The following is a 20,473-nucleotide window of genomic DNA, read 5'->3' as shown; positions in this document are numbered from 1 at the left end:
CCCGATATTACTATGGTAGTTATTACCATAGTAATATCGGGCATTCTTTTATGGGACAAAAAAGGATTTTTGTTGAGCGTCACTACAATAAATCTCGTAGAAAATCAGGCATAACCGATCAACAGTTACGTGATATTGCGGCAGACATTATGGATCATCCAGATAAAGGAGGCCTCGGTGGCGGTGTTTATAAGAAGCGCGTTGCTACCAGTCTGGGTAAACGTGGCGGTGCCCGGACAATAGTGGCTTATCATCGAGAAGGTAAGGTGTTTTTCTTTGAAGGATGGGAGAAAAACACGGTATCAACGCGTGGGAAAGAAATTCCCGATGATGTATTGGCGGCTTTTAAAATTGCGTCAACGGTGTTTAAAAATAAATCTGATGCCGATCTCGAAACAGACCTTAAAAACAAAGAGCTTGTTGAGGTGATAAATGGTTGATAATCGCTTATTAAATATACAGAGCATGATTCAGCGTCAACATGCCGCAGGTACGGCCAGTGACGTCGACCTTGACGCTATCAATCGCTTGGTGGCGGAAAGTCAAAAAACGGAATCACGCGCCAGTATGGACGCGAGCAGAGTGCGGGCCATCCGTGAGCGTGAAAAAATTAGTCAAAGCCAACTGGCTGGCATCATTAATATGTCAGCCAACAGCGTTCAGAAATGGGAACGTGGAGTAAGCGCACCAACGGGGGCGGCGTTACGAATACTGGAGGTCATCGAGAGAAAAGGATTAAGCGCTATTCTCTGATAAGATCGTTGCGAAGTCTGTTTTTATTATGTTCAGTGGCCGCCTAAGACGGCCACTTTTGCGTTTATACAGCAGTGACCAGGTTCTAAACATCACTTCTGATGTGCATACCCTCTGTGTTCGTCTAGTAACGCATCTCCTTGCTCCCCCAGTTCCCAGAACAGGCCAGTCATGATCGCTAACCCTTCGCGGGCGACGGATTTCAGCAGGTGTTCGTTGACCGCGTGCTGGCCGCATGCCGGATAGGAGTGGGGGATCCACAGCGTCGGCAGACCGAGGATATCGGCGAAAACGTCATTAGGCAGCGATCCGCCCAAATTCGGTAACAGCGCGGGCTGTTTGCCGCTGATATGTTGCATCAGTGCCAGCGTCCAGTTCACCAGCGGATCTTCAGGGTTAAAGCGCGTCGCCGGAGAGGTGTTAAGCACCTCAACGTCCACCCGCGTAAAGCCGTGCTGGTCGAGGTGTTGGCGCACATGTTGCGCCAGATGCTGCCAGTCGGTGCCGACCACAAAGCGCAGTTGGCAAATCGCCGTGGCGTCGGCGGGAATCGCATTCACCGGCTTGTGCGGATTGCCGGTAATGAACGACAGTACTTCCAGCGTATTCCAGCCAAATAGCCGTTCGGCAGGCGTGAGACCGTCTTCGCCCCAATTTTCATCAATCGCCGGATCGCCCTCGCTGCTTGCGGGGTCGATGGTGCTGAGAATTTCCCGCAGTGCGGGCGTTAACGGCGGTGGCAGCAGGGTATCGATCTTCATCCGTCCTTGTCCATCCACCAGACTCGCCACGGCGTTCGCCAACTGCGTACCCGGATTGCTCAGCAATCCACCCCAGTTACCAGAGTGGTAGGCCCGATCGCGTGCCTGGATGCGCAAACGGAAATTGATGCAGCCGCGAGAGCCGAGGAACAGTGTCGGGCGTTCTGCGCTGAGGCGCGGACCGTCGGAGGCGATAAAGATATCGGCGGCCAGCGCCTGTTTATACTGCTGGCACAGGTCGGCAAGTCCCGGTGAACCAATTTCTTCGCCCATCTCGAACAGCAGTTTGCAGTTGAAGCCCAGACGCTGCCCGCGAGCCTGAAATACCTGCTCAAGCGCCATCAGATTGATACTGTGCTGGCCTTTGTTATCGGCGCTGCCACGCCCGTACCAGTGGTCGCCTTCTTCCACCAATTCCCACGGTTTTAGCCCGTCGCGCCAGTTTTCTTCATCACCGAAAACCACGTCACCGTGGCCGTAAGACAGCACGGTCGGCAGGTTGGGATCTTCAATACGTTCGGCCAGCAGAAAAGGGGGATGACGTTCATCCGACGAAGCAATCAGCCTCACGCTGAATCCCATCGCCTGCAACGCAGGCTGGATCTCGTCAGTCAGATAGCGGTTCAGCGCGGGATGGTTACCGGCTTTTTGGCTCTCGCTAGCGTAGGCAATACGCCGGGCCAGCGTCTGTTTAAATTCTCCGCGATCGAAACGTTCACAGGCGATACGAATAAGGTCTGCGTTGGTCATGCCTTTCCTTGCTGGATAATGTGCCGAAGTTACCGATATTTAAAGAAAAAACGAGCTTTGCAACAATAATAAAAATTGCAATTAAGCTTTGCTTTTAATATAAACCTGCGAATCCCCCGTGATGTCTGAAAGGAACGCCGCCATGCACAGCTCCGAGATTCGTTATTTTCTAGTGGTTGCCACCACCGGTTCGCTTAGCGCCGCCAGCCAGCACCTGTTTGTGGCCGTTTCTGCTATCAGCCGCCAAATCCAGCGGCTGGAAGAACGCATCGGCGTGCCGCTGTTCGAACGCCATGCGCGCGGCATGGTTCTTAATGATGCGGGGCGGATTTTGGAAAATCATGTGCGCAAGAGCATGATGGACATGGATGCCGCCGTGGCGGAGATTCAGGGGCTGAAAGCCAGCCGTCGGGCGCTGCTGCGCATCGGCTGTACGGAAGGGATGGCGTTTGATCTGCTGCCGACGCTATTTGCGCGTTTCCGCCAGCATGACCCGGATACCACCTTTGCGCTGAAAGTCGAGTCGGCGATGCAGGTGTCCCAGATGATCCGCAATGGCGAAGTGGATATCGCGCTCCAGTTTGCGCTGGCGCCCGAACAGGGCGTGAATGTGGAACTGGCGCTGCCTGCGCCGCTAATGCTGCTGATGTCTGACGATCACCCACTGGCTCAGCAGTCTATCCAACTGGCGGATCTGCATCCTTTCCCGCTGGCCTTGCCGGAATCCTCCACCACGCTGCGGCAGCTGTTCGACCTCTCATGCCGCATGAACGGTACCTTTCTGGAACCGACGCTGTGCTGCAACAACTTCACCACGCTGTATTATTATGCGATGAGCACGCCGGGGGCGGTTACCGCCTGTAGCTTCTATTCCGTGATGTATAAATGCTTACAGCAACCGATGCGCCTGAAGCCGCTGAACATCAAGCAGCTTGACCAGCGCTCGCTTCAGATTCAAACGCTGGCAGGCAAAGCGCACGCGCCGCAGCAACAGGCTTTCCTTGATTTCATGATGGCGGAGCTGCGTCAGGGAGAAGCGTATTATCTGAGCCAGATTGCTACCGATACGGTTTGATGCGGTTCATTGCTGTCGCTGATTAGGAGAAACACGGGGATGAGGTTCCCGCAGGGATGCCTCGCCCCGTGGTCGCTCCGGGTATCTCGATCTTTCCGCGAGCGATTTTACGCCTTCATTCCATCTCGATAATGTCGCGCTTTTGCTCGTCTTCGAGCTGTCGTAGGACGCGATACACCTGCGCGACGGCTTGAAGCGTTTCGCGCGGAATGTAATGGCCCTCCGGCGTGGTGCGATACAGTGTACGGGTCAGCCAGATGAAACGAATCACCGGAATGTCCGCTTTTTGCGCCTGCGCGATGAGATCGCGTGCGGCTTGGTTTTCCCCCTTAAACAAAATGCGCGGTAACGGCGTTTTGCCGGGGCGATAGTAGAGCCCCACTGCATAGTGCGTCGGGTTGACTAGCAGCATATCAGCGTCTTCTATGTTGGCTTTGGGACGCGGGGCGGCAGGCTCGTTCATCAGTTCGTGCGCCAGCGACTTGCGGTGACCTTTCATATGCGGATCGCCTTCGGAATCTTTATGTTCGTTGCGTAAATCCTCGTGGCTCATCCGTTGCTGCTTGAGAAAGAAATACTTTTGCAGGCCGAAATCCAGTGCGGACAGCACCAGCAACGCCGTCAGCGTGGTGCGGGCAATGCGCGTGAGCAGGGCTTTCACCCCTTGCCAGAAGCCGTGTAGATCGCCATAGGACAATTCGACCAGCGCTTCCAGCTCCGGCACCACCACTTTATAAAAGACCGTACCAATCACCACCGCCTTCAGAATATTGGTCAGCATTTCCACCAGCTTGCGCATCGAAAACATCTGCTTGAACTGGTTGATGGGGTTCAGACGGTTGAGATCGAGCTTCAGGGCTTCGGGCGCAAACAGCGGGCCATACTGGAGCCAGCCGCCGACCACGCGCAGCAACACGGCAATGGCGGCGGCTAACAGGCAGAGCGTGCCCGCCAGCACGGCAGCATCGTGAAACACCTCTTTCGCCACCTGCGCAAATGGGGCATCCAGCCGTTGCAGCGGCAGTTGCACTAGCGTTTGCAGTTTCCCCATCGTGCTGTCTGCTAATGCCAATACGCATTCCAGCAGGCCGACGCAAATCAGTAGCTTGGGCACATCCTGACTTTGCCCGACTTCCCCTTTACGGCGCGCGTCTTCGAGTTTTTTCTCTGTGGGTTCTTCCGTTTTCTCACTCATCAGCTCCGCCTTATTAGTTGTTCGATGCCGTAAAAATCAGCGGGAGCAGGTGCTTGAGATCCGGCAGCCCCTGAAGTCTGTGGTTGCCTAAATATTGCAATATGGGCAGGTAGATGATGAAAAAGGCCATCCCCACCAGACACTTGGCTGGAATAGCGAGGACGAACACCTGAAGCTGCGGACTATACAGGCTGAGTAGCGCAATGCTGAATTCCAACAGCAGCAGCAGCGCGACCAGCGGCCCGGCGTACACCACCAGATGAGTGAAAGTGTCGGCCAACAGGCTGAGATAGACCTCAAATCCTTGTTCTCCCGGCGCGGGCAGCCAGGACAGCACTGGCCAGATCTGGTAGCTGTCCCAAATCAGCTGCGTCAGTCCTTTCAGGCCGATACCGATAATCAACAGCAGAATCAGCGTCTGTTTCAGCAGATGGCCGAGCGGTGTGGCGTCCGAGCCCAGCGCGGGGTTGAGCTGGCCGCCCATGAGCGCGCCGCGCTGGTTATCAAACAGGGCACCGACGGATTCAAACAGCCAGAATGGCATCGCCAGAATCAGCGCGATGAGAAGCCCGACAATAACCTCTTTCAGTAACAGGCCGGGCAGCATCGGCCAGGACAGCGGCGTCAGCAGCAGCTGCTGCTGTACGATGGGGGCGGGCAGCAGCGTCAGGGAAATCACTACGGCGTTGCGCGTCATGCCTTTCAGCACGTTGAGTGAAAAAACCGGTACCAGAATAAAGCAGGGATACAGCCGGGCGATGCCGAGTGTAATGGCGATGATAAAATCGTAAACGTGCTGAATGGTGGCGATCATGCGGCTTTATACCCCAGTGTGCGCAATCATGTTGAATGCGGTGATAGCCAACTGCATCAGCTCTACGCCAATCCAGCGCCCGCAGAGCGCCAGCGCCAGCCCGACGGAAATCAGTTTGACGGCAAAGGGCAGCGTCTGATCCTGCAACTGCATCACCGCCTGTAGCAGAGAAATCAGCACGCCGACGATCACCGCAACCAGCAGCGGCGGCGCAGAGAGCAGCACGACCATCACCATGGCCTGACGGAAAAGTGTGATTATTTCCATCGCGGCCTCACAAGTAGCTATAGAACAGGCCGTCCAGCAGCCGCGTCCAGCCGTTGACCAGCACGAACAGCAGCAGCTTTAACGGCAGCGAGAGCGTCATTGGCGCGACCATCTGCATCCCCAGCGCCAGCAGCACGTTTGAGACAATGAGGTCGATGACGATAAACGGGATATAGATCAGGAAGCCGATTTTGAACCCGGCCTGTAGCTCCGACAGCACGAAAGCCGGGATCACCAACAGCAGATTTTGCGTGTTTACCTTTTCGGACAGCGACGCAGGCCACATTTGCAGGCTGTTCTCATGCAGGTGGGTGAGGATATCCGGGTCAACGTTGCGTGACATAAACGTTTGCAGCGGCTCCAGCCCGTAGGTCACGCTGGCCTGAAGCGACGCGATGTCGGTCATATCCAGCGGCTTTTCCTGCACGCGTTTGCTGATGTCCTGAAACACCGGTGCCATCACAAACAGCGTTGCCGCGAGCGCGATACCGTACAGCGCCATGTTGGGCGGCACCTGTTGTACCCCGATGGCGTTGCGGGTAATCAGCAGCACAATCGCAATCTTCAGAAAGCAGGTGCAGACAATCATCATCAGCGGAATCAGTGAAAGGGCGCCCAGAAAGAGCGCAAACATCAACGGATCGAACGCGCCGGAGGTCATGGTGCCAGCTCCGGTTCGGCGGCGTATTCTTCGTCCGCTATCGGCAGTTCGTGCGCGGGTGCGGAAAAGCATTGGGTAATCTGTAGCCCCAGTCGGCCTTCCACATCGACCAGATCGCCGCTCGCCAGTGCGATATCGCCGTGATACAGCCAGGCTTGCCCCGGCACCACGTCGCGCAGCGTCAGCACGCTACCGCTGGCAAGATGCTGCAATTCCGCCAGCGTCATCGTCAGGCTGCCGCAGCGAATGTGTAAGCTGACCGGCAGCGGCGGTAAGTTTTCGGTGACGTTGTCACTCATTGGCGTGAATTCAAGCGCTGACGCATCTGAGTGGGGAGCGGCTAGCATCGTGTCGGTAGCAGGCATTGAGACAGTCTCCATGTCGGTAACGGTAAAGGTGTAGGGCGCGAGCGCCGTGAGCTGTAGCGTACCGCGCAGGCGCAGCGTGCCGGATGACAGCGTTCCCTCGCCGGAAGGGGTAAACCACGGGCGGTTGGGCAGAATAAGATCGCCCGTACGCAAACGGCGTAACGCGGACAGCGGCAGCACGGCCTCAGCCAGCGTGAGCGGGATAGCAATAGTCATTCCTGCGGGTAGCGCACGGCGTTGGTGGTGCCAGTCGGCGCGAGAAAACAGCGCCAGCCAGACGGCATCAGCAGCCTGCATCCGGCTGCGTACGGTTATGCCGTTCCAGTTCACGCTGAGCCAGGCAGCATTGTGATTCTGCTCTGTTGAATCCTGTTCTTGCTGAGGAAGGCCCAGCGGATAGATTTCCCCGACCAGCGCTCGCAGCACGGGGTTAAGCGACTGGTTGTAGAGCGTCCAGTACCATTCCTGTGCCGCGTCATCGTCTTCTGTGAGGGGCAGCAGCGGGCAATCCGACAGCAGGCTGAGTACAGGAAACGGATCGGCCAGTGAGACATGGCCGATATCGCTTCGCCAACGGCTTGCCTGTGTGGTGAACGAGTCCTCTGCCTGCCCGGGTGCATTCGCCAGTTGAAGGTGCAGGCGGCCAGCCCGTCCGTCGCGGGTAAACGGCAGCGATAGTCCAGTGGTCAGCACCGATCGGATGCGGGCGTGCTGCGCGCACAGGGTCGGCAGCGTCAGCGGTCTGATGTGCTGTAGATTCGGATTCATCGCTCATACTCTCTGGCGTCAAAACGCAGATTTATCGGGCAGTCCAGCGCGCTGGAGAGCGAATGACGGCAGGCTTCACGCCGATCTTTCAACTGGTGGTAGCTTTCTCGGCTGAAACGCAGAGAAATATCCCAGCCGCGCGGCACCAGCGTGGCTAGCCGCGCATCGATATCGCCCAACTGCGGCAGTTGCAGGCTGAAGGCAAACGGCGGGGCGCAGATGTTGTCCATCGCCTCAATCAGCTCACATTGCAGCGGCTGCCACTGTGACGGTGTCACGTTTTGTGGGCTGTCCGGCGCCTCACTCTGCAACGGCTGTGGGGCGTTGATGGGGCCGCCTGGCGCTAAGGCGAAAGGCGCTTCCTGATAGAACGCGTCTTCAAAGCCGTCTGAAAAGGTGAAGGCCTCCCAGAAATCCCTATGGTGTGGATCGTGCTGTGAATCATCCGCGCGTGAGGATTTGCCGTGCAGCGTGGCCTGCGCGTTCTGCGTCGCCTTGGATTCGGGGGACGCAATCTGTCGGTTATTCATACGTGCTCCTGAGGTAACGTAAGCAGATATTCCAGCTTCTCCACCGCCTTCTGGCATTGGCGAGTAGCGTCTCGGGCGTGATCAACCTGACGCTGCTGGTCGTGGTGTTGCTGCTGTGTGGCCTGCACCTGCTGCGTTTCTGTCGCTATCTCACCGAGTAAGCGCTGTTCGGCGGCAAGGCGCGTTTTCAGGTTTTCCAGCGTTTGGCATTGCCCCTGGGTTTCTCGGACAAACTGGTCACGCTGCGTCTGGCTGGCTTGTCGCAGCGCCTCGACCTGCTGTTGATGATGACGCTGCTGCTCCGCAATTCGGATCAACTGCTGTTCTTCCTGCCGCTGCTGACGCTCGCTGCGGCTTAAGCGCTGGCGGCGTATCGGCATCAGCAGGTTCAACACGGTCTGTAACTCCGCATCGCGTTCGGTGTTATGGGGCATAGCGGCTGACTCCGGCGAGCTGTTGTTGAATCACGCCATACGGCATCGGTTCACGCATCGACTGACGCAGAAACTGCGTGATTTCTGCCTGAGCGTTGACGGCGGAATCGGTCAACACGTCATGGCCGGGTTGGTATTCGCCGAGGCGGATCAGCATCTCGACCTGCTTGTAAGCTGCCATCAGACGCCGTACGCCGCCCGCGTTGCGAGTGTGATCGGTATCCACGACGTTACTCATGGTACGGCTCAGGCTCGCCAGCACGTCGATAGCCGGATAGTGCCCCTGTTCCGCCAGCCGTCGGGCGAGCACGATGTGCCCGTCGATCAGCGAACGCACTTCGTCGGCGACCGGATCGTTCATGGAATCCTGTTCGATCAGCACGGAATAGAGCGCGGTGATGGCACCGTCTTCCGTTTGTCCGGCGCGTTCGACCAGACGCGGCAGTAGCGTATAAACCGACGGCGGCAGCCCGCCGCGCCCCTGCGGTTCCCCGAGTGCCAGACCGATTTCACGCTGGGCGCGGGCGAAACGCGTCAGGGAATCAATAATCAGCAGCACCTGACGGCCTTCGGCACGGTAAGCCTCGGCGATGGCGGTGGCGGTGAACGCCGCGCGGGCGCGTTCCATGCTGCTGCGGTCGGAGGTGGAACACACCAGCACGGTGCGGCTGCGCAGTTCGTTGTCCAGTTCGTGATCGAGAAATTCACGCAATTCGCGACCACGTTCGCCAATCAGCCCGAAAACGATGGCGTCGCACGGCGTATTACGCGCCAGTTCGGCCAGCAGCGTGGTTTTACCGCAGCCTGCACCAGCGAAAATGCCGACGCGCTGCCCTTGACCGATGGTCAGCAGGCCATCGACGGCGCGTAATCCGGTGGGGAGCGGCTGGCTGATGCGCGGTCGGGAGGTCGGCGGCGGGGCATCGCCCAGCACTGGCTGCGTGCGTCCCGTGGCATGGCCCGGCTCGACAAATGCGCTCTCGCCGCCGTCTTCCAGTGCCCGCCCAAACCCGTCCAGCACGCTGCCCAGCAAACGATCCGACACCTGAATGCAGTGCGGCTGATACAGCGGTGTCACGGCGGCACCCTGAGCGATGCCGTCCAGCGCCCCGAGCGCAGAGAGAAAGGTGTTGTCCGGGCTGAACCCTACGACTTCGGCCATCATCTGGCTGTCGTCCTGACGGGCTACCCAGCACAGGTCGCCAATACGCGCCTGCGGCAGGCTGCACTCCAGCAAAATACCGCTGACGGCCATGACGCGGCCTTTTTTCTCCACGGGCGCGTAGTTCGCCAGATGCTGGCGCTGCTGTGCGACCCACTGGTCGAGCAGCGGAAAAGAAGAAGGTTGCGTCTGCATTACCAGTTCACCGTTATCTGTTGTCTGCCGCTGAATTCAATCTGGTGCTCATCAATTCTCACCAGACGCAGGTTGTCGATCTCATCGCCGATGAAAAAGCGCTGACCGTCCGCCGTGACGACGTTGGCGCGCGACCCGCTGGTCACCTGAACGATCTGAAACGGCAGTTGCTCCGTTTTCAGCTGCGTGCGGTTATCCACGGACAGCGCGGTTCTATAACGTTGGTGGAGTTGAGCGAGCATCCGTTCCAGCTTTTTTTGATCGTCCGGCGTGACTTGCCCGGTGAGCGTGAGGCGATCTTGATACGCCGCTACTTTCACGGCCGTGCTCAGTTCCCGCTCCTGCAACATAATGCGCAGCGTGCTTTCCAACTGTGTCAATGTGCCGAGCGGCTTACGGGTATCCTGTGGCGACGGAGCGGCGGGCATCGCGACGCTCTCCTGTAGCTGCCAACTGCCGACCATCACCAGCAGCAACGCGCCAAGCAGCAGATAGCTGGCTTTAGCCCACAGCGGCAGGCGTGTCGTGGGTGCTGGCGTAGGAAGCGGCGCAGCGGTATGAACCGGTGTGTCGTCAATAGGCATATCCGCTGGGGGAACGTTCGCTTCCGCCGTCGGAGAGGCTTCGTTATCGTCAGGCCAGGGGGTATCGGCCGCGACAATGCAGAGCCAAATCTGCCCCAGCGCAAACGGTGTGCCGGGTGGCAGAGCATCAATCTGCTCGACGGTATGGCCTTCCGCATTACACAACGCGCCATCCTGTGCGCTGAGCGCCCAGCCGTCAGCGGTCTTCTCCAACTGGCTGTGATACGGCGCAATGCCGGGATCGTAAAGCACGAGATCGGCGTCATCGGCTGCACCGATGCGCCAGGCGTTTCCGCAGAGCGGCAGCGCCGCACCGCGATGTAAACCAGTCAGCACGCGTAATTCAAACATGATGTTTCCTATGCGCTAAAGGGATCGGGGGAGTCGTACAGATCGAGACGTCCAATGACGTTGATCGACAGGGTGGATTCCAGTTCGGTGAAGGACAGCACCGGAACGTGGTGAAATTCGTCCTGCAACAGCGTGCGTAGCGGGCTGCGTAAATCCTGCGCCACCAGCACCAGACTGCGATGCGACGAAAACGGCGGAAACGCCCGCCGCAACTGACCGAGCAGCGTGGAGGCGTAGTCCTGCGTCAGGGCGAAGAAGGTTTCGTTCTGCGTCTGGCGCAGCGCATCGCGCAGCAGCTCTTCGCTTTCCGGCGTCAGCAGCCAGACGGCAAGGTTATTTTCGTCGCTGTACTGGTGGCAAATTTGTGATTTGAGCGCCAGACGCACGTAGTCGGTCAGCGCCAGCGTGTCCCGTTCGTGCTGACCGACTTCAATCAGCGCCTCGGCGATGGGGCGCACAGACCGCAGGGGTACACGTTCGGAAGCCAGCCGTTGCAGCACGCTGGCAAAACGCGAGAGTGGCATGATGCGCTGAAGCTCTTGTGCCAATTCCGGCTGTTCGCTCTCCAGCCAGGCCAGAATGGATTTGGTTTCCTGCAAACCAATAAACTGTGAACCGGTGCGGTGAATGGCCTGTTCCATGCGCGCCAGAATCAGCTCATCCGCCGTCCAGCGCGGCACGTCGTCGGGCTGCTGTGCGATATGTGCCAGCGGTAGCCAGAGCCACTGACTTTCATCCCGTAGCGTGGGGCCGGGTGTGGCGAGGGCGGCATCAGTCGGTTCGACGGCACCGCTGGCAACGGCTAGCCGGTCGGTGACAAACGTGGCTTTAACGTAGGGAATCTCGTAGACGCAAAACTGAAATTCATCTTCCGCTAGCCGATCGCTGAATTCGATATCAAAGGACGGCAGCGTAAAGCCAAAACGATAGACCAGCTTGTTACGCAGGCGGCGGATATTCTGCACCAGCGCCGTCGCCGTTGGCTGCCCTTGCCAGACCGGATGAAACAGCAGCAAATAGGCGCGCGTGGGGTTGAAGCGCCGCAGATCCTGATAGCCGTTCTGTTCAGCGGGCATATTGTCCGCTTCCAACTGGTTGGCATCGAGCTGGCCCTGTTGTTTGATGCGCCAGAGCTGAAACAGACCGCTGCCGAGCGAGGCCAGACTGATGGTGACAAACACCAGCGTCGGCATTCCCGGCAGCAGCGCAAAGCCAAACATGCCGATGGAGGAGATGATCCACGCTTTGGGCTGGCTGGTGAGCTGTTCGGCAATTTCGCGGCCAATATTGGCATCCACTTTTTGCCCGTCGGCTGAGACGCGGGTGATGATCATCCCGGCGGTCAGCGAGATCAGCAGGGCCGGAATCTGGGCGATCAGACCGTCGCCGATGGTCAAGACCGAGTAGACGTGCATCGCATCGGACGCGGCCATGTTGTGCTGCAACACGCCGATGGCGAAGCCGCCGATCATGTTGATGAACACGATCACCAGCGATGCAATGGCATCGCCTTTAACGAACTTCATCGCGCCGTCCATCGCCCCGAATAGCTGGCTTTCTTTCGCCAGATTTTCCCGCCGCTGCCGTGCCTGATGGGCTTCGATTAATCCGGCACGCAAATCGCTGTCGATGGACATCTGTTTACCGGGCATCGCATCCAGCGTGAAGCGCGCCGCCACCTCGGCCACGCGCTCGGAGCCTTTGGTGATCACCAGAAAGTTCACCACCGTCAGAATCAGGAAAATAACCAGACCGACCGCCAGATTGCCGCCCACCACGTAGTTACCGAAGGCTTCGACGATATGGCCACCGTCCTGCTGGAGCAGAATCTGGCGCGTGGTGGAAATGGAGATCGCCAGCCGGAACATAGTGGTCAGCAGCAGCACGGCCGGAAACGTCGAGAAAGCCAGCGGCTTGGGCAGATACATTGCCAGCACGATCAACAGGGAAGAGACGCAGATATTGAGCGCGATCAGCACATCGATCAGTCCGGTTGGCAGCGGGATGATCATCATGAAGACGATGGACATCACGATGACCGCGCCAACGACCTCCGAGCGCTGCATCGCGCTCAGCGCAATGCGGTTCAGCCAGATAATCAACAGATTCATGGCTGCTCCTTATCCGAGTCGCGCGCATCCTGTTTTTGCCGCGATGCGGTATCACGCTGCGTCAGTTCATCATGCTGAGTGCTTTTGGCCTGCTGTTTTTCATATTGAGCGATATCGCCAATCATGCCGCGTATCAGTTGGATCGCCGTTTGTCGGTTTTTACTGTCTCGCCACAGCGGATGCGGCAGGTCGCTGACGAGCGGCAGCAGGGCGCTGAAAAACATCGCCTGATGTTGCACCTGCGTACCGGCCACTTCCCGCCCGAGATTATGCAGGTCGCGGGCATAGGCACCGTTGGCGCTCAGGCCAATCAGGCGGCGGGTTAGCTCCACGGCACCGAGCGTAAAGGCGGGCACTTTGTTCGCTAGCCGAGTGAGCAGCGTCTGGCTGGATGACAGCGTATGGCTCAGGTGGCGGGAGTCGTTGAGGTTGCTCAGCATTTTGTTGAGTACGGCTTTCGAAATCGACGGCGTCAGCGAGGCAATATCCGCCGCCAGCGCCCGCTGCAACGTGCGCAGCCCAATGGAAAAGGTCGCGGCGTCAAAGCGTTCCAGCAGGGAATCCAGCAGCGCGCTGGCCGACTGCTGATGCACGATTTTTTGGTAGTACAGCTCACGCATCGCCTGTTTTTGTTCCGGCTGGGTGCTGAACAGCGCAATCGCTGTTGCCGTATTCAAACCGGCTCGGACTTCCGGCCCTTTCTCCTGATGCAACTTTTGTAGCGCACTTTCTGCCGCCGCCGTCAGCTCGGGCTGTTGGGGAGACTGCTGCTGGATGTGGCGTAGCAGGATATCCCCACGCGCCGGATCGTTACCTGCGGCTTCCAGCACCGCTTCAAGCGACGGCGAACCTTGCTGCATCAGCAGATCGCGCAGGCGGCTCAGCTGCTGATCGAGCGTACTTTGCGACGGATTTTCCAGCATCCTGAACAGTTCGGTCAGTTTCTCAATCCGCTCGACATTGGCGGTCGCGCGTGCGTCCGGCTGCTGGGCGATGTGGCGCCGATTCAGCGATTTGCTTCTTCGCTCAGCTTGCTCGCCAAATGCCATCGCCACTTCCTCCATCGAGGTGGATAACGGCGAACCGGGGGAAGCATGGTGAGAACTTGTCTGCTGCACCGCGGCCTGTGGCACGGGATCGTCATCCACGACGACTGGGCGCGGCAGGGCGCTGCTGGAGGGAAGGACAGTCGGCATTTTGATCATGATGTCATCCTGAATAAATCGGCTACGTGTCGTGGTGTGAACGTGCAGCGGTATGAATGTATTGCTGTGTGGACGTAGAAAAGGATGGGTTCCCCGACGTGAAGTCATCGGAGCAGGCCGAATTTGATGGCGGATTGAATTAAATGTCGTTTTACTGATTGCAAGAACTTGCAATTTCACGCCGCTGACGTTGGCAACAAGTGGCGTGATAAAAAGCAAAGTGAAAAATAACTGATTAAAAATCAGTGTGATAAAAATTATTCCGGGCTGGCACAAGGCTTGCTCTTCCGTTTTTGCCAAATGGGGCACAACAACGGAGAGTCAGCAAATGGAAATGTCTACCCTGAAACACATCGAACAGACCCCTTCGCTTTACCCAGCGTTATCTGTCGATTGGGAACAGGTGTTTCGTCAACACGGAAAGAAATTGCATAACTTTATCCGCAAGCGCGTCAGCAACCGTGACGACGTGGAGGATTTACAGCAAATGACCTATCTGGAAGTGCTCAAACATCAGGATAAATTTGCGGGAGCATCGCGGCCGGAGACGTGGGTATTCGGTATTGCCCTCAACCTGGTTCGCAATTATTTCAAGCAGGCACGCCAGCGCGCTCAGGAAATGGGCGATGAGATGCTGGAACATATCGCGATAGATCTCGATCCTGGCGCTATCACCGAAAGCCAGCGGGCATTGAAACGCGCGATGGATGCCATCGTCTCACTGCCTGAAGATACCCGTCAGATGCTGATGCAATTGCTGGATACCGATGCCAGCTATCAGGATCTCGCGTTGCAGTTGGAGATCCCGATCGGTACGGTGCGGTCGCGGCTGTCTCGTGCCCGAAGTGTGATTCGTCAGGCCGTAGAATCCTGACGGCATTTCACGGGACGAAAGGACGCGCCTGCACCCGCCGTTTTTCACTGACTGAGGTGGTAACCGCTTTATTTAATGATGGCGGTTGCCGTTCAGTTCGTGGTCGCACGCCGTGATATCAGGTCGCATTGATGCCGTTGCAGGGTTCCCTGTCCATCTTCTGGAATGTTGAGACGCCGTATTGCGCTACCTGCACGGCGGGTGGCTGCACAACAGTCTTAATTCAAATAAGGAGATGGCAATGATGTTCACCCAACCTTTTCGTTCCGATGAGAAAGCCAAAGCCCCCGAGCTTGAACTGGTGGATTTTGCATTTGGCCGCATCAAGGACGCGATTTATATCGTCAATGAAGATCAGCGTTTTTGTTACGTCAATGAAGCAGCCAGCCAGACGCTGGGCTACAGCATTACGGAATTCATGCATTTGAGCGTTGCCGATATCGATCCCGACTGGGTCGCTGAGCATAGCTCGCCCGACTGGTTTCAGAAGTACGCATCGGGCGTCGGCACCACGTTTGAAACCAGGCACCTTACCCGCAATGGCATGGCGATTCCGGTCGAGGTCAATCTCACGCATTTCCAACACAGAGGACGTAGCTACAACATGTGTGTAGTCAGAGATATCAGGGAACGTAGACATATTGAACAGTTGGCTTACGCGCGAGAACAGGAATTTCGCGCGCTGGTTGAGAACACGCCGGATTTGATTATCCGCTTCGATGCCAACCTGAATTGCCTGTACGCCAACCCCGCCAGTCTGAAACATCTGGATTTCACCATAGAGCAACTTCGGGGTCGCATGATTACGGAACTGATGCCCGGTGTGGGCTGTGCGATCCGCATGGAACAGCTGGTGCGGCTGGTTGTCGATACCCGCAGCAGTGCGGAAGGCGAAGTCATGGAAGAACTGGGGAAAGGTGAGCAACGGCATCACCATATTCACCATATTCGCTGCGTGCCCGAGTTCGATCAGCACGGCGCGCTGGTGTCCATTCTGACCGTCGGACGGGACATTACGGCGATTCGCTATGCGGAGAAGAAACTGGCCGATTCGCACATGCAACTACGTTTATTGGCGCGCCAGCGTGAGATTTCACGCGAAGAAGAGCGTAAGCATATCGCTCAGGAAATTCACGATGAGCTGGGGCAGCACCTGACCACGATCCGCATGAGCCTGTCGCTCATGCGTATGTGTTTTGCCAAGGAAAACCCAGAGATGCAGGCACATTTGCAAAAGTTGATGCAGCTGGCGGACCAAACGATCCAGGTGGTGCGCAACGTTTCGACCCGGCTCAGGCCGAATGTACTGAATATGGGGCTGACGCCTGCACTGGAATGGCTGTGCGACGAATTTAACCGGCATTACAGCGCAACCTGTCTGCTGCGAACGTTGGGAGAACCGCTGGCGCTTAATGACGAAAGCACCACGGCGGCCTTCCGCGTCGCGCAGGAGTCGTTGACTAACGTGGCGCGCTACGCCGCTGCCACACAGGTAATCATTACGCTGGATAATCAGCCGGACTGCGTGGTGCTGTGCACCAAGGACAACGGCAAAGGTTTTGATTCTCGCGCTAAAAATAAAAATGCCTTTGGACTCATGAGCATGAAAGAGCGTGGACGGATGCTGGGAGGTGAAGTGGTTATTGAAAGCGCGCCCGGCAAAGGCACGTTGGTGCAGCTAACGTTTCCTAAAAATGGCTATACCCGCTAACGGCGGGATAAGAATAACAAAAGGAAGAGATGAGCGATGGGCAAACCAATACGTTTAATGATCGCCGACGATCACGTCATCATGCGGGAAGGGCTCAAGCAGATCTTTGCGCTGGATGACTCGCTGAGCGTTGTCGCCGAAGCGGGAAATGGCGCACAGGTGCTGGCGCAGCTGCGCAGCGTGACGCCCGATTTACTGCTGCTGGATATGTCGATGCCCGGTATCAGCGGTGAAGCGCTGATTTCACGCGTGGTGGCGCAATATCCGCGTCTGCCGATTCTGGTGCTCAGCATGTACAGCGAAGCGCAAATTGCGCAGCATGCGCTGAAGAGTGGTGCCAGAGGTTACATCACCAAAGATAAAGACCCGGAAGCGCTGCTAGCAGCGATCCGGCGCGTGGCGCAGGGCGCTCGCTATATCGACCACACGATTGCCGAGCAGCTGGTGTTTTCTAATTACGCGGAGGGCGGCAGAGCCGAGCATGATGTGCTGACGGCCAGAGAGCACCAAATCATGATTATGTTTGCGCAGGGGATGGGCATCAACGCCATCGCCAATGAGTTGGCCATCAGCAACAAAACGGTCAGCACCCATAAAGCGCGTCTGATGGAGAAAATGCAGTTCAGCACCAACGTGGAAATTGTGAAGTATGTTGTTAGCAAGAAGCTGATTCCCTAGCGGTGGGAATACGCTGTGCGAAAAACAACAGATAAAAGGGATTCAACAGTCGGTGAATCCCTTTTGCTGAAGCTTACGCTTTCCTTACGAAATCCTTTCGTTTTCCTGCTAATTGTTTAGGAAGGTAACGGATTGTTTTTGCTTATGTTGGTCTTTTTTTGTAGGTATTTCCCTACAAATTCCTCTGGAATTCCTACCTGATGTTCAGCGATGCCTGATGGTTTCATTATTCAATGGCGGTAATGCTTATCATCGTTCCATCTGCGATGTAATCGGTGTGCGTTATGCGGAGAAACGTCACGGATGCACGGTGGAGCACCACGTTATGGAAGGCAGTCAGTTAGCCCGTCTGGGCTTCAGGAGTAGTTAATGAGTTATTATTACCGTCAGGACAGACAGCACGCTTCTTCATTAGCGCATTCGTTATCAGAGCATTCACCATTAGCGCCTTCATCATTAGAAAAGCCCTCATTAGAAAAAGCACCGTCATCAGTAGACTATTTCCCGCCATCGTCGGGACATTCCACACACACAGCAGATGATATTCATTCATCGCTCTCGCCCATCATCAATGTTATTGCGCCTCTCAATGTCGACATCGTGCTGGAAGGTGAAACCGGTACGGGCAAAGACACGCTGGCGAACCGCATTCATCAACTTTCTCGATGCAGCGGTCCGCTGGTGGCGGTGAACTGCGCCGCCGTGCCGGAAAATCTGGCCGAAAGCGAGCTGTTTGGCGTGGTCTCGGGGGCTTATACCGGCGCAAACCGTTCCCGCGCCGGCTATCTGGAAAGTGCAGATAAGGGGATTCTGTTTCTGGATGAGATCGACAGTATGCCCATGACGCTGCAAGCCAAGATGCTGCGCGTGCTGGAAAGCCGTGGCGTAAAGCGGTTGGGAAGCACCCAGTTCACGCCCGTGGATATGCGCGTGATTGTGGCGACGCAAACGCCGCTGCTGCAACTGGTGGAGAAAGGGCTGTTTCGCCGCGATCTTTATTTCCGTCTGGATACGGTAAAGATTCAACTGCCGACGCTGCGTTCCCGCAGCGATCTTATTCTGCCACTGTTTCAGCGTTTTAGTCAGGAAGCGGCGGTACGCCTGAAAATGACGCTGCCGCCGATGACGGCAGACATTGACGAACAGCTGCTGACCCACAGCTGGCCGGGCAATATCCGCGAGTTGAAAGCGGCGGCGGATCGCTGGGCGCTGGGGCTGTCGCCTTTGGCTGAAATTCAGCCGCTGCTGCACCCGCGTCCTTTGCAACTGAAAGACCGCTTAAAGCGGATTGAAAAGTTCCTGATTCAGGATGCGCTGCGCCGCCACGACCACTGCATTGACGATGTAATTGTGGAGCTGGGGATCCCCAAGCGGACGCTTTATCACCGCCTGAAAGTGCTGAATGTGACGGCGCGGGAAATGTGTGCAGGGGGCGGAGAAGCCTGTCAGGCATGAGGGCCGAAGATGGCAGGCCTGTTTTGGGGAGAGGCCTGCCTTCAGGTTACACCGTTTCTCTCTACACCGCTTCTATCGGCGGACACTGATAGCGACGGATGTCCGGTAAATCGTGCAATGCCACCGCCTTACTGAAATACCATCCTTGCATAATCGCCGACGGGCACTGTTGCAGGATGTAGGCGGCTTGTTCGCGCGTTTCCACCCCTTCGATGATCACCGGGACGTCGAGTTTTTTGATCAGAGTAAATAACAGATCGGCCATGGCGGCATTAACCGTGTCTGTGCCGATGGCGTCGACAAAAATCTTGTCGATCTTGATCATATCGAACGGTAAATGGCTCAGATAATCGAGGTTGGAATAGCCCGTGCCAAAATCATCAAGCGCGACCTTATAGCCCGAATGTCGTAAGGCCTCAAGGCCGTCTGCCAGCGTCTTATGGGATGTACTCGACCGCTCGGTGAGTTCCAACATAATACGTGTTCTGTCTATCCCCAGTTCGTCACACATTTGCTGTAGGAAGCGATGATAATCGGGCGAAACAATGTCGGAGACGGACAGGTTAATGCTGAGAAGAAACGGCGTGTCCTGCGTGAGGTACGGCTGCATGTCACGCAGCGCCTGACGCGTAATGATGCGGGTTAGTTTATCTGAGTAGCCCATTTTTTCAGCAGCACTGATAAAAAACTCTGGCGAAACGTTGTCGCCACGCTCGTTTTTCCAACGCGCCAACGCCTCTACGCCAATGATGGCACGCTTTGGCAGGCTGATTAGCGGCTGATAATGTACCTGAAATTGCTGATGTTTGATTGCGCGTTTTAGCTGTGATGGCAAAGCATGGTGTCGATCGTCATAGAGCTGGTAGGACAGGGTAAAACTGACACCGATGAGCGCACCGACAAAGAACAGGGAGGCAATGACATACCACGGCTGGTATAAAACTCCGGCGGAATCCAACTGCGCCAGCACGCAGATATTCCGGTTTGGCGCGCAGAAAAACGTCTGACGTTTTCCCATGCTTAGCCACGCGTTATGCTGTTGCTGTGTCTGTTTGAATGCCGGGAGATCGATGTTACCAAAGGTCTGATAGACATGATCCAGATTACGCGTGAGCAGCATCGCACTATGTTCGGCTGGCGGCTGAACGAAACGGCGAAATGCGGCGGCGGCGGTGATGGTGACCACACCGTTGAGGCTCGCGATATCTGCGGTAATGCGTGGATCAACCACATCTTTCATTGCAGTCCACAGCTGTACGCCCTCGGGCGTCGTTAGGTTCGGCGGCAGCAGATAAATCGGTGGGTTGAGAATGCCCCAGCCTGCGGAACAGATGAGGTAGTTGTCCTTAATACGCCCGATATCGCGTAGATAAACGGAGTAAAAGGAGATCAGGCGTAATTCTTTCAGGTCCGCGCTGGAGCAAGGGGCGTTATTCAGCATCAGCACTCGATCGATGGTTTCCCGACCTTCATTCGCGACAGCGATTCCCTGATTGAGCACTTCCTGACTATAGTGTTGCAGCTGTGTTTGTTCCAGCCTGGCTAAAATTCCCTGGCCAATAAATAGAGCCAGCAATGCACTGGCAAACGAAATCAAAACAAGTCTGAACCACAATCCGGTGTTGGTAGTTAAGGTGAGCATAGCGACCATTTGGCAGCGTGACGAGAATAGTACGGCATGGGTTCAAATATCGCATCCTTGCCAGTTGCACAGCATAAAAACGTTCCTGCAAATCAGAAACAACGTACGGACTTTTGGTAGGTAATAACG

Annotated in this window: 20 protein-coding genes; 7 read left to right on the top strand and 13 right to left on the bottom strand. The window is 56.5% G+C overall.

Annotated elements, in window-relative coordinates; translation table 11 throughout:
- Positions 1 to 50: 50 nt before the first annotated feature.
- Positions 51 to 440 carry a type II toxin-antitoxin system RelE/ParE family toxin gene (locus BUB06_RS02575; RefSeq protein ID WP_051982095.1) on the top strand — a complete coding sequence of 130 codons (390 nt, stop codon included), beginning with the start codon at positions 51 to 53 and terminating at the stop codon, positions 438 to 440.
- A complete protein-coding gene (locus BUB06_RS02570; RefSeq protein WP_039471857.1) occupies positions 433 to 753 on the top strand; it encodes a helix-turn-helix domain-containing protein in 321 nt (106 codons plus the stop codon). Before BUB06_RS02575 ends, BUB06_RS02570 begins: the two co-directional genes overlap by 8 nt.
- A 92-nt stretch (positions 754 to 845) precedes the next feature.
- On the opposite strand, the gene BUB06_RS02565 is transcribed toward BUB06_RS02570, so the two are convergent.
- Entirely contained in the window at positions 846 to 2,264 is a 1,419-nt protein-coding gene (locus BUB06_RS02565; RefSeq protein ID WP_039471859.1) for a M20 family metallopeptidase, read from the bottom strand.
- Positions 2,265 to 2,406: 142 nt separating this feature from the next.
- Here BUB06_RS02565 and BUB06_RS02560 point away from each other — a divergent pair, with 142 nt between their 5' ends.
- On the top strand, positions 2,407 to 3,339 hold the full coding sequence (locus tag BUB06_RS02560) for a LysR family transcriptional regulator (protein ID WP_039471861.1): 933 nt from the start codon (positions 2,407 to 2,409) through the stop codon (positions 3,337 to 3,339).
- 115 nt (positions 3,340 to 3,454) lie between these two features.
- Here the strand turns inward: BUB06_RS02560 and sctU are convergent, their stop codons facing one another.
- From sctU to sctW, 11 genes are read right to left on the bottom strand one after another with little or no spacing between them, the layout of a single operon-like run.
- Entirely contained in the window at positions 3,455 to 4,534 is a 1,080-nt protein-coding gene (sctU, locus tag BUB06_RS02555) for a type III secretion system export apparatus subunit SctU (RefSeq protein WP_039471862.1), read from the bottom strand.
- 13 nt (positions 4,535 to 4,547) lie between these two features.
- The gene (sctT, locus tag BUB06_RS02550) at positions 4,548 to 5,348 is read right to left on the bottom strand and encodes a type III secretion system export apparatus subunit SctT (RefSeq protein WP_039471864.1); all 801 of its coding nucleotides are present in this window, start codon (positions 5,346 to 5,348) and stop codon (positions 4,548 to 4,550) included.
- A gap of 6 nt (positions 5,349 to 5,354) precedes the next feature.
- Positions 5,355 to 5,615 carry a type III secretion system export apparatus subunit SctS gene (gene sctS / locus BUB06_RS02545; RefSeq protein WP_010302163.1) on the bottom strand — a complete coding sequence of 87 codons (261 nt, stop codon included), beginning with the start codon at positions 5,613 to 5,615 and terminating at the stop codon, positions 5,355 to 5,357.
- A 7-nt stretch (positions 5,616 to 5,622) separates the two neighbouring features.
- A complete protein-coding gene (sctR, locus tag BUB06_RS02540) occupies positions 5,623 to 6,276 on the bottom strand; it encodes a type III secretion system export apparatus subunit SctR (protein WP_039471866.1) in 654 nt (217 codons plus the stop codon).
- Positions 6,273 to 7,412, bottom strand: coding sequence for a type III secretion system cytoplasmic ring protein SctQ (gene sctQ, locus BUB06_RS02535; protein WP_039471868.1), 1,140 nt, complete (start codon positions 7,410 to 7,412; stop codon positions 6,273 to 6,275). Before sctQ ends, sctR begins: the two co-directional genes overlap by 4 nt.
- Complete coding sequence (locus tag BUB06_RS02530) at positions 7,409 to 7,942, bottom strand: type III secretion system HrpP C-terminal domain-containing protein (RefSeq protein ID WP_039471870.1); 534 nt, start codon at positions 7,940 to 7,942, stop codon at positions 7,409 to 7,411. The genes sctQ and BUB06_RS02530 overlap by 4 nt, the downstream gene beginning before the upstream one ends.
- Positions 7,939 to 8,376: a hypothetical protein gene (locus tag BUB06_RS02525; RefSeq protein WP_039471872.1), complete on the bottom strand. Its 438-nt coding sequence runs from the start codon at positions 8,374 to 8,376 to the stop codon at positions 7,939 to 7,941. The genes BUB06_RS02530 and BUB06_RS02525 overlap by 4 nt, the downstream gene beginning before the upstream one ends.
- On the bottom strand, positions 8,366 to 9,733 hold the full coding sequence (gene sctN, locus BUB06_RS02520) for a type III secretion system ATPase SctN (RefSeq protein ID WP_039471874.1): 1,368 nt from the start codon (positions 9,731 to 9,733) through the stop codon (positions 8,366 to 8,368). The genes BUB06_RS02525 and sctN overlap by 11 nt, the downstream gene beginning before the upstream one ends.
- Positions 9,733 to 10,668, bottom strand: a complete 936-nt coding sequence (locus tag BUB06_RS02515; RefSeq protein ID WP_039471875.1) for an FHA domain-containing protein — start codon at positions 10,666 to 10,668, stop codon at positions 9,733 to 9,735. Before BUB06_RS02515 ends, sctN begins: the two co-directional genes overlap by 1 nt.
- Before the next feature lie 8 nt (positions 10,669 to 10,676).
- Entirely contained in the window at positions 10,677 to 12,779 is a 2,103-nt protein-coding gene (gene sctV / locus BUB06_RS02510; protein WP_039471878.1) for a type III secretion system export apparatus subunit SctV, read from the bottom strand.
- Entirely contained in the window at positions 12,776 to 13,984 is a 1,209-nt protein-coding gene (sctW, locus tag BUB06_RS02505; protein ID WP_039471880.1) for a type III secretion system gatekeeper subunit SctW, read from the bottom strand. The genes sctV and sctW overlap by 4 nt, the downstream gene beginning before the upstream one ends.
- 328 nt (positions 13,985 to 14,312) lie before the next feature.
- Between sctW and BUB06_RS02500 the strand changes: the two genes are divergently transcribed.
- From BUB06_RS02500 to BUB06_RS02485, 4 genes are all read left to right on the top strand, one after another.
- Positions 14,313 to 14,858 (top strand): RNA polymerase sigma factor, encoded by a 546-nt coding sequence (locus BUB06_RS02500; protein WP_010302190.1) that lies wholly within the window; start codon positions 14,313 to 14,315, stop codon positions 14,856 to 14,858.
- A gap of 241 nt (positions 14,859 to 15,099) precedes the next feature.
- Positions 15,100 to 16,569, top strand: a complete 1,470-nt coding sequence (locus tag BUB06_RS02495) for a PAS domain-containing sensor histidine kinase (RefSeq protein WP_039471882.1) — start codon at positions 15,100 to 15,102, stop codon at positions 16,567 to 16,569.
- Between the two features lie 36 nt (positions 16,570 to 16,605).
- Positions 16,606 to 17,247, top strand: coding sequence for a response regulator transcription factor (locus BUB06_RS02490; RefSeq protein WP_010302196.1), 642 nt, complete (start codon positions 16,606 to 16,608; stop codon positions 17,245 to 17,247).
- A 369-nt stretch (positions 17,248 to 17,616) separates the two neighbouring features.
- Positions 17,617 to 18,702, top strand: a complete 1,086-nt coding sequence (locus tag BUB06_RS02485; protein ID WP_039471884.1) for a sigma 54-interacting transcriptional regulator — start codon at positions 17,617 to 17,619, stop codon at positions 18,700 to 18,702.
- Positions 18,703 to 18,763: 61 nt separating this feature from the next.
- Here BUB06_RS02485 and BUB06_RS02480 read toward each other — a convergent pair whose 3' ends face one another.
- Complete coding sequence (locus BUB06_RS02480) at positions 18,764 to 20,344, bottom strand: EAL domain-containing protein (RefSeq protein WP_039471984.1); 1,581 nt, start codon at positions 20,342 to 20,344, stop codon at positions 18,764 to 18,766.
- Positions 20,345 to 20,473 lie beyond the last annotated feature (129 nt).

This window comes from Pectobacterium carotovorum (assembly GCF_900129615.1).
Lineage (GTDB): Bacteria > Pseudomonadota > Gammaproteobacteria > Enterobacterales > Enterobacteriaceae > Pectobacterium > Pectobacterium carotovorum.
Note: the sequence above shows the minus strand (reverse complement) of the source record. Positions and strands in the feature narration are given on the sequence as shown.

Coding starts and splice junctions, on each gene's coding strand:
- BUB06_RS02575 (WP_051982095.1), top strand. CDS start 51: ATGGGACAAAAAAGGATTTTTGTTGAGCGTCACTACAATAAATCTCGT.
- BUB06_RS02570 (WP_039471857.1), top strand. CDS start 433: ATGGTTGATAATCGCTTATTAAATATACAGAGCATGATTCAGCGTCAA.
- BUB06_RS02565 (WP_039471859.1), bottom strand. CDS start 2,264: ATGACCAACGCAGACCTTATTCGTATCGCCTGTGAACGTTTCGATCGC.
- BUB06_RS02560 (WP_039471861.1), top strand. CDS start 2,407: ATGCACAGCTCCGAGATTCGTTATTTTCTAGTGGTTGCCACCACCGGT.
- sctU (WP_039471862.1), bottom strand. CDS start 4,534: ATGAGTGAGAAAACGGAAGAACCCACAGAGAAAAAACTCGAAGACGCG.
- sctT (WP_039471864.1), bottom strand. CDS start 5,348: ATGATCGCCACCATTCAGCACGTTTACGATTTTATCATCGCCATTACA.
- sctS (WP_010302163.1), bottom strand. CDS start 5,615: ATGGAAATAATCACACTTTTCCGTCAGGCCATGGTGATGGTCGTGCTG.
- sctR (WP_039471866.1), bottom strand. CDS start 6,276: ATGACCTCCGGCGCGTTCGATCCGTTGATGTTTGCGCTCTTTCTGGGC.
- sctQ (WP_039471868.1), bottom strand. CDS start 7,412: ATGAATCCGAATCTACAGCACATCAGACCGCTGACGCTGCCGACCCTG.
- BUB06_RS02530 (WP_039471870.1), bottom strand. CDS start 7,942: ATGAATAACCGACAGATTGCGTCCCCCGAATCCAAGGCGACGCAGAAC.
- BUB06_RS02525 (WP_039471872.1), bottom strand. CDS start 8,376: ATGCCCCATAACACCGAACGCGATGCGGAGTTACAGACCGTGTTGAAC.
- sctN (WP_039471874.1), bottom strand. CDS start 9,733: ATGCAGACGCAACCTTCTTCTTTTCCGCTGCTCGACCAGTGGGTCGCA.
- BUB06_RS02515 (WP_039471875.1), bottom strand. CDS start 10,668: ATGTTTGAATTACGCGTGCTGACTGGTTTACATCGCGGTGCGGCGCTG.
- sctV (WP_039471878.1), bottom strand. CDS start 12,779: ATGAATCTGTTGATTATCTGGCTGAACCGCATTGCGCTGAGCGCGATG.
- sctW (WP_039471880.1), bottom strand. CDS start 13,984: ATGATCAAAATGCCGACTGTCCTTCCCTCCAGCAGCGCCCTGCCGCGC.
- BUB06_RS02500 (WP_010302190.1), top strand. CDS start 14,313: ATGGAAATGTCTACCCTGAAACACATCGAACAGACCCCTTCGCTTTAC.
- BUB06_RS02495 (WP_039471882.1), top strand. CDS start 15,100: ATGATGTTCACCCAACCTTTTCGTTCCGATGAGAAAGCCAAAGCCCCC.
- BUB06_RS02490 (WP_010302196.1), top strand. CDS start 16,606: ATGGGCAAACCAATACGTTTAATGATCGCCGACGATCACGTCATCATG.
- BUB06_RS02485 (WP_039471884.1), top strand. CDS start 17,617: ATGAGTTATTATTACCGTCAGGACAGACAGCACGCTTCTTCATTAGCG.
- BUB06_RS02480 (WP_039471984.1), bottom strand. CDS start 20,344: ATGCTCACCTTAACTACCAACACCGGATTGTGGTTCAGACTTGTTTTG.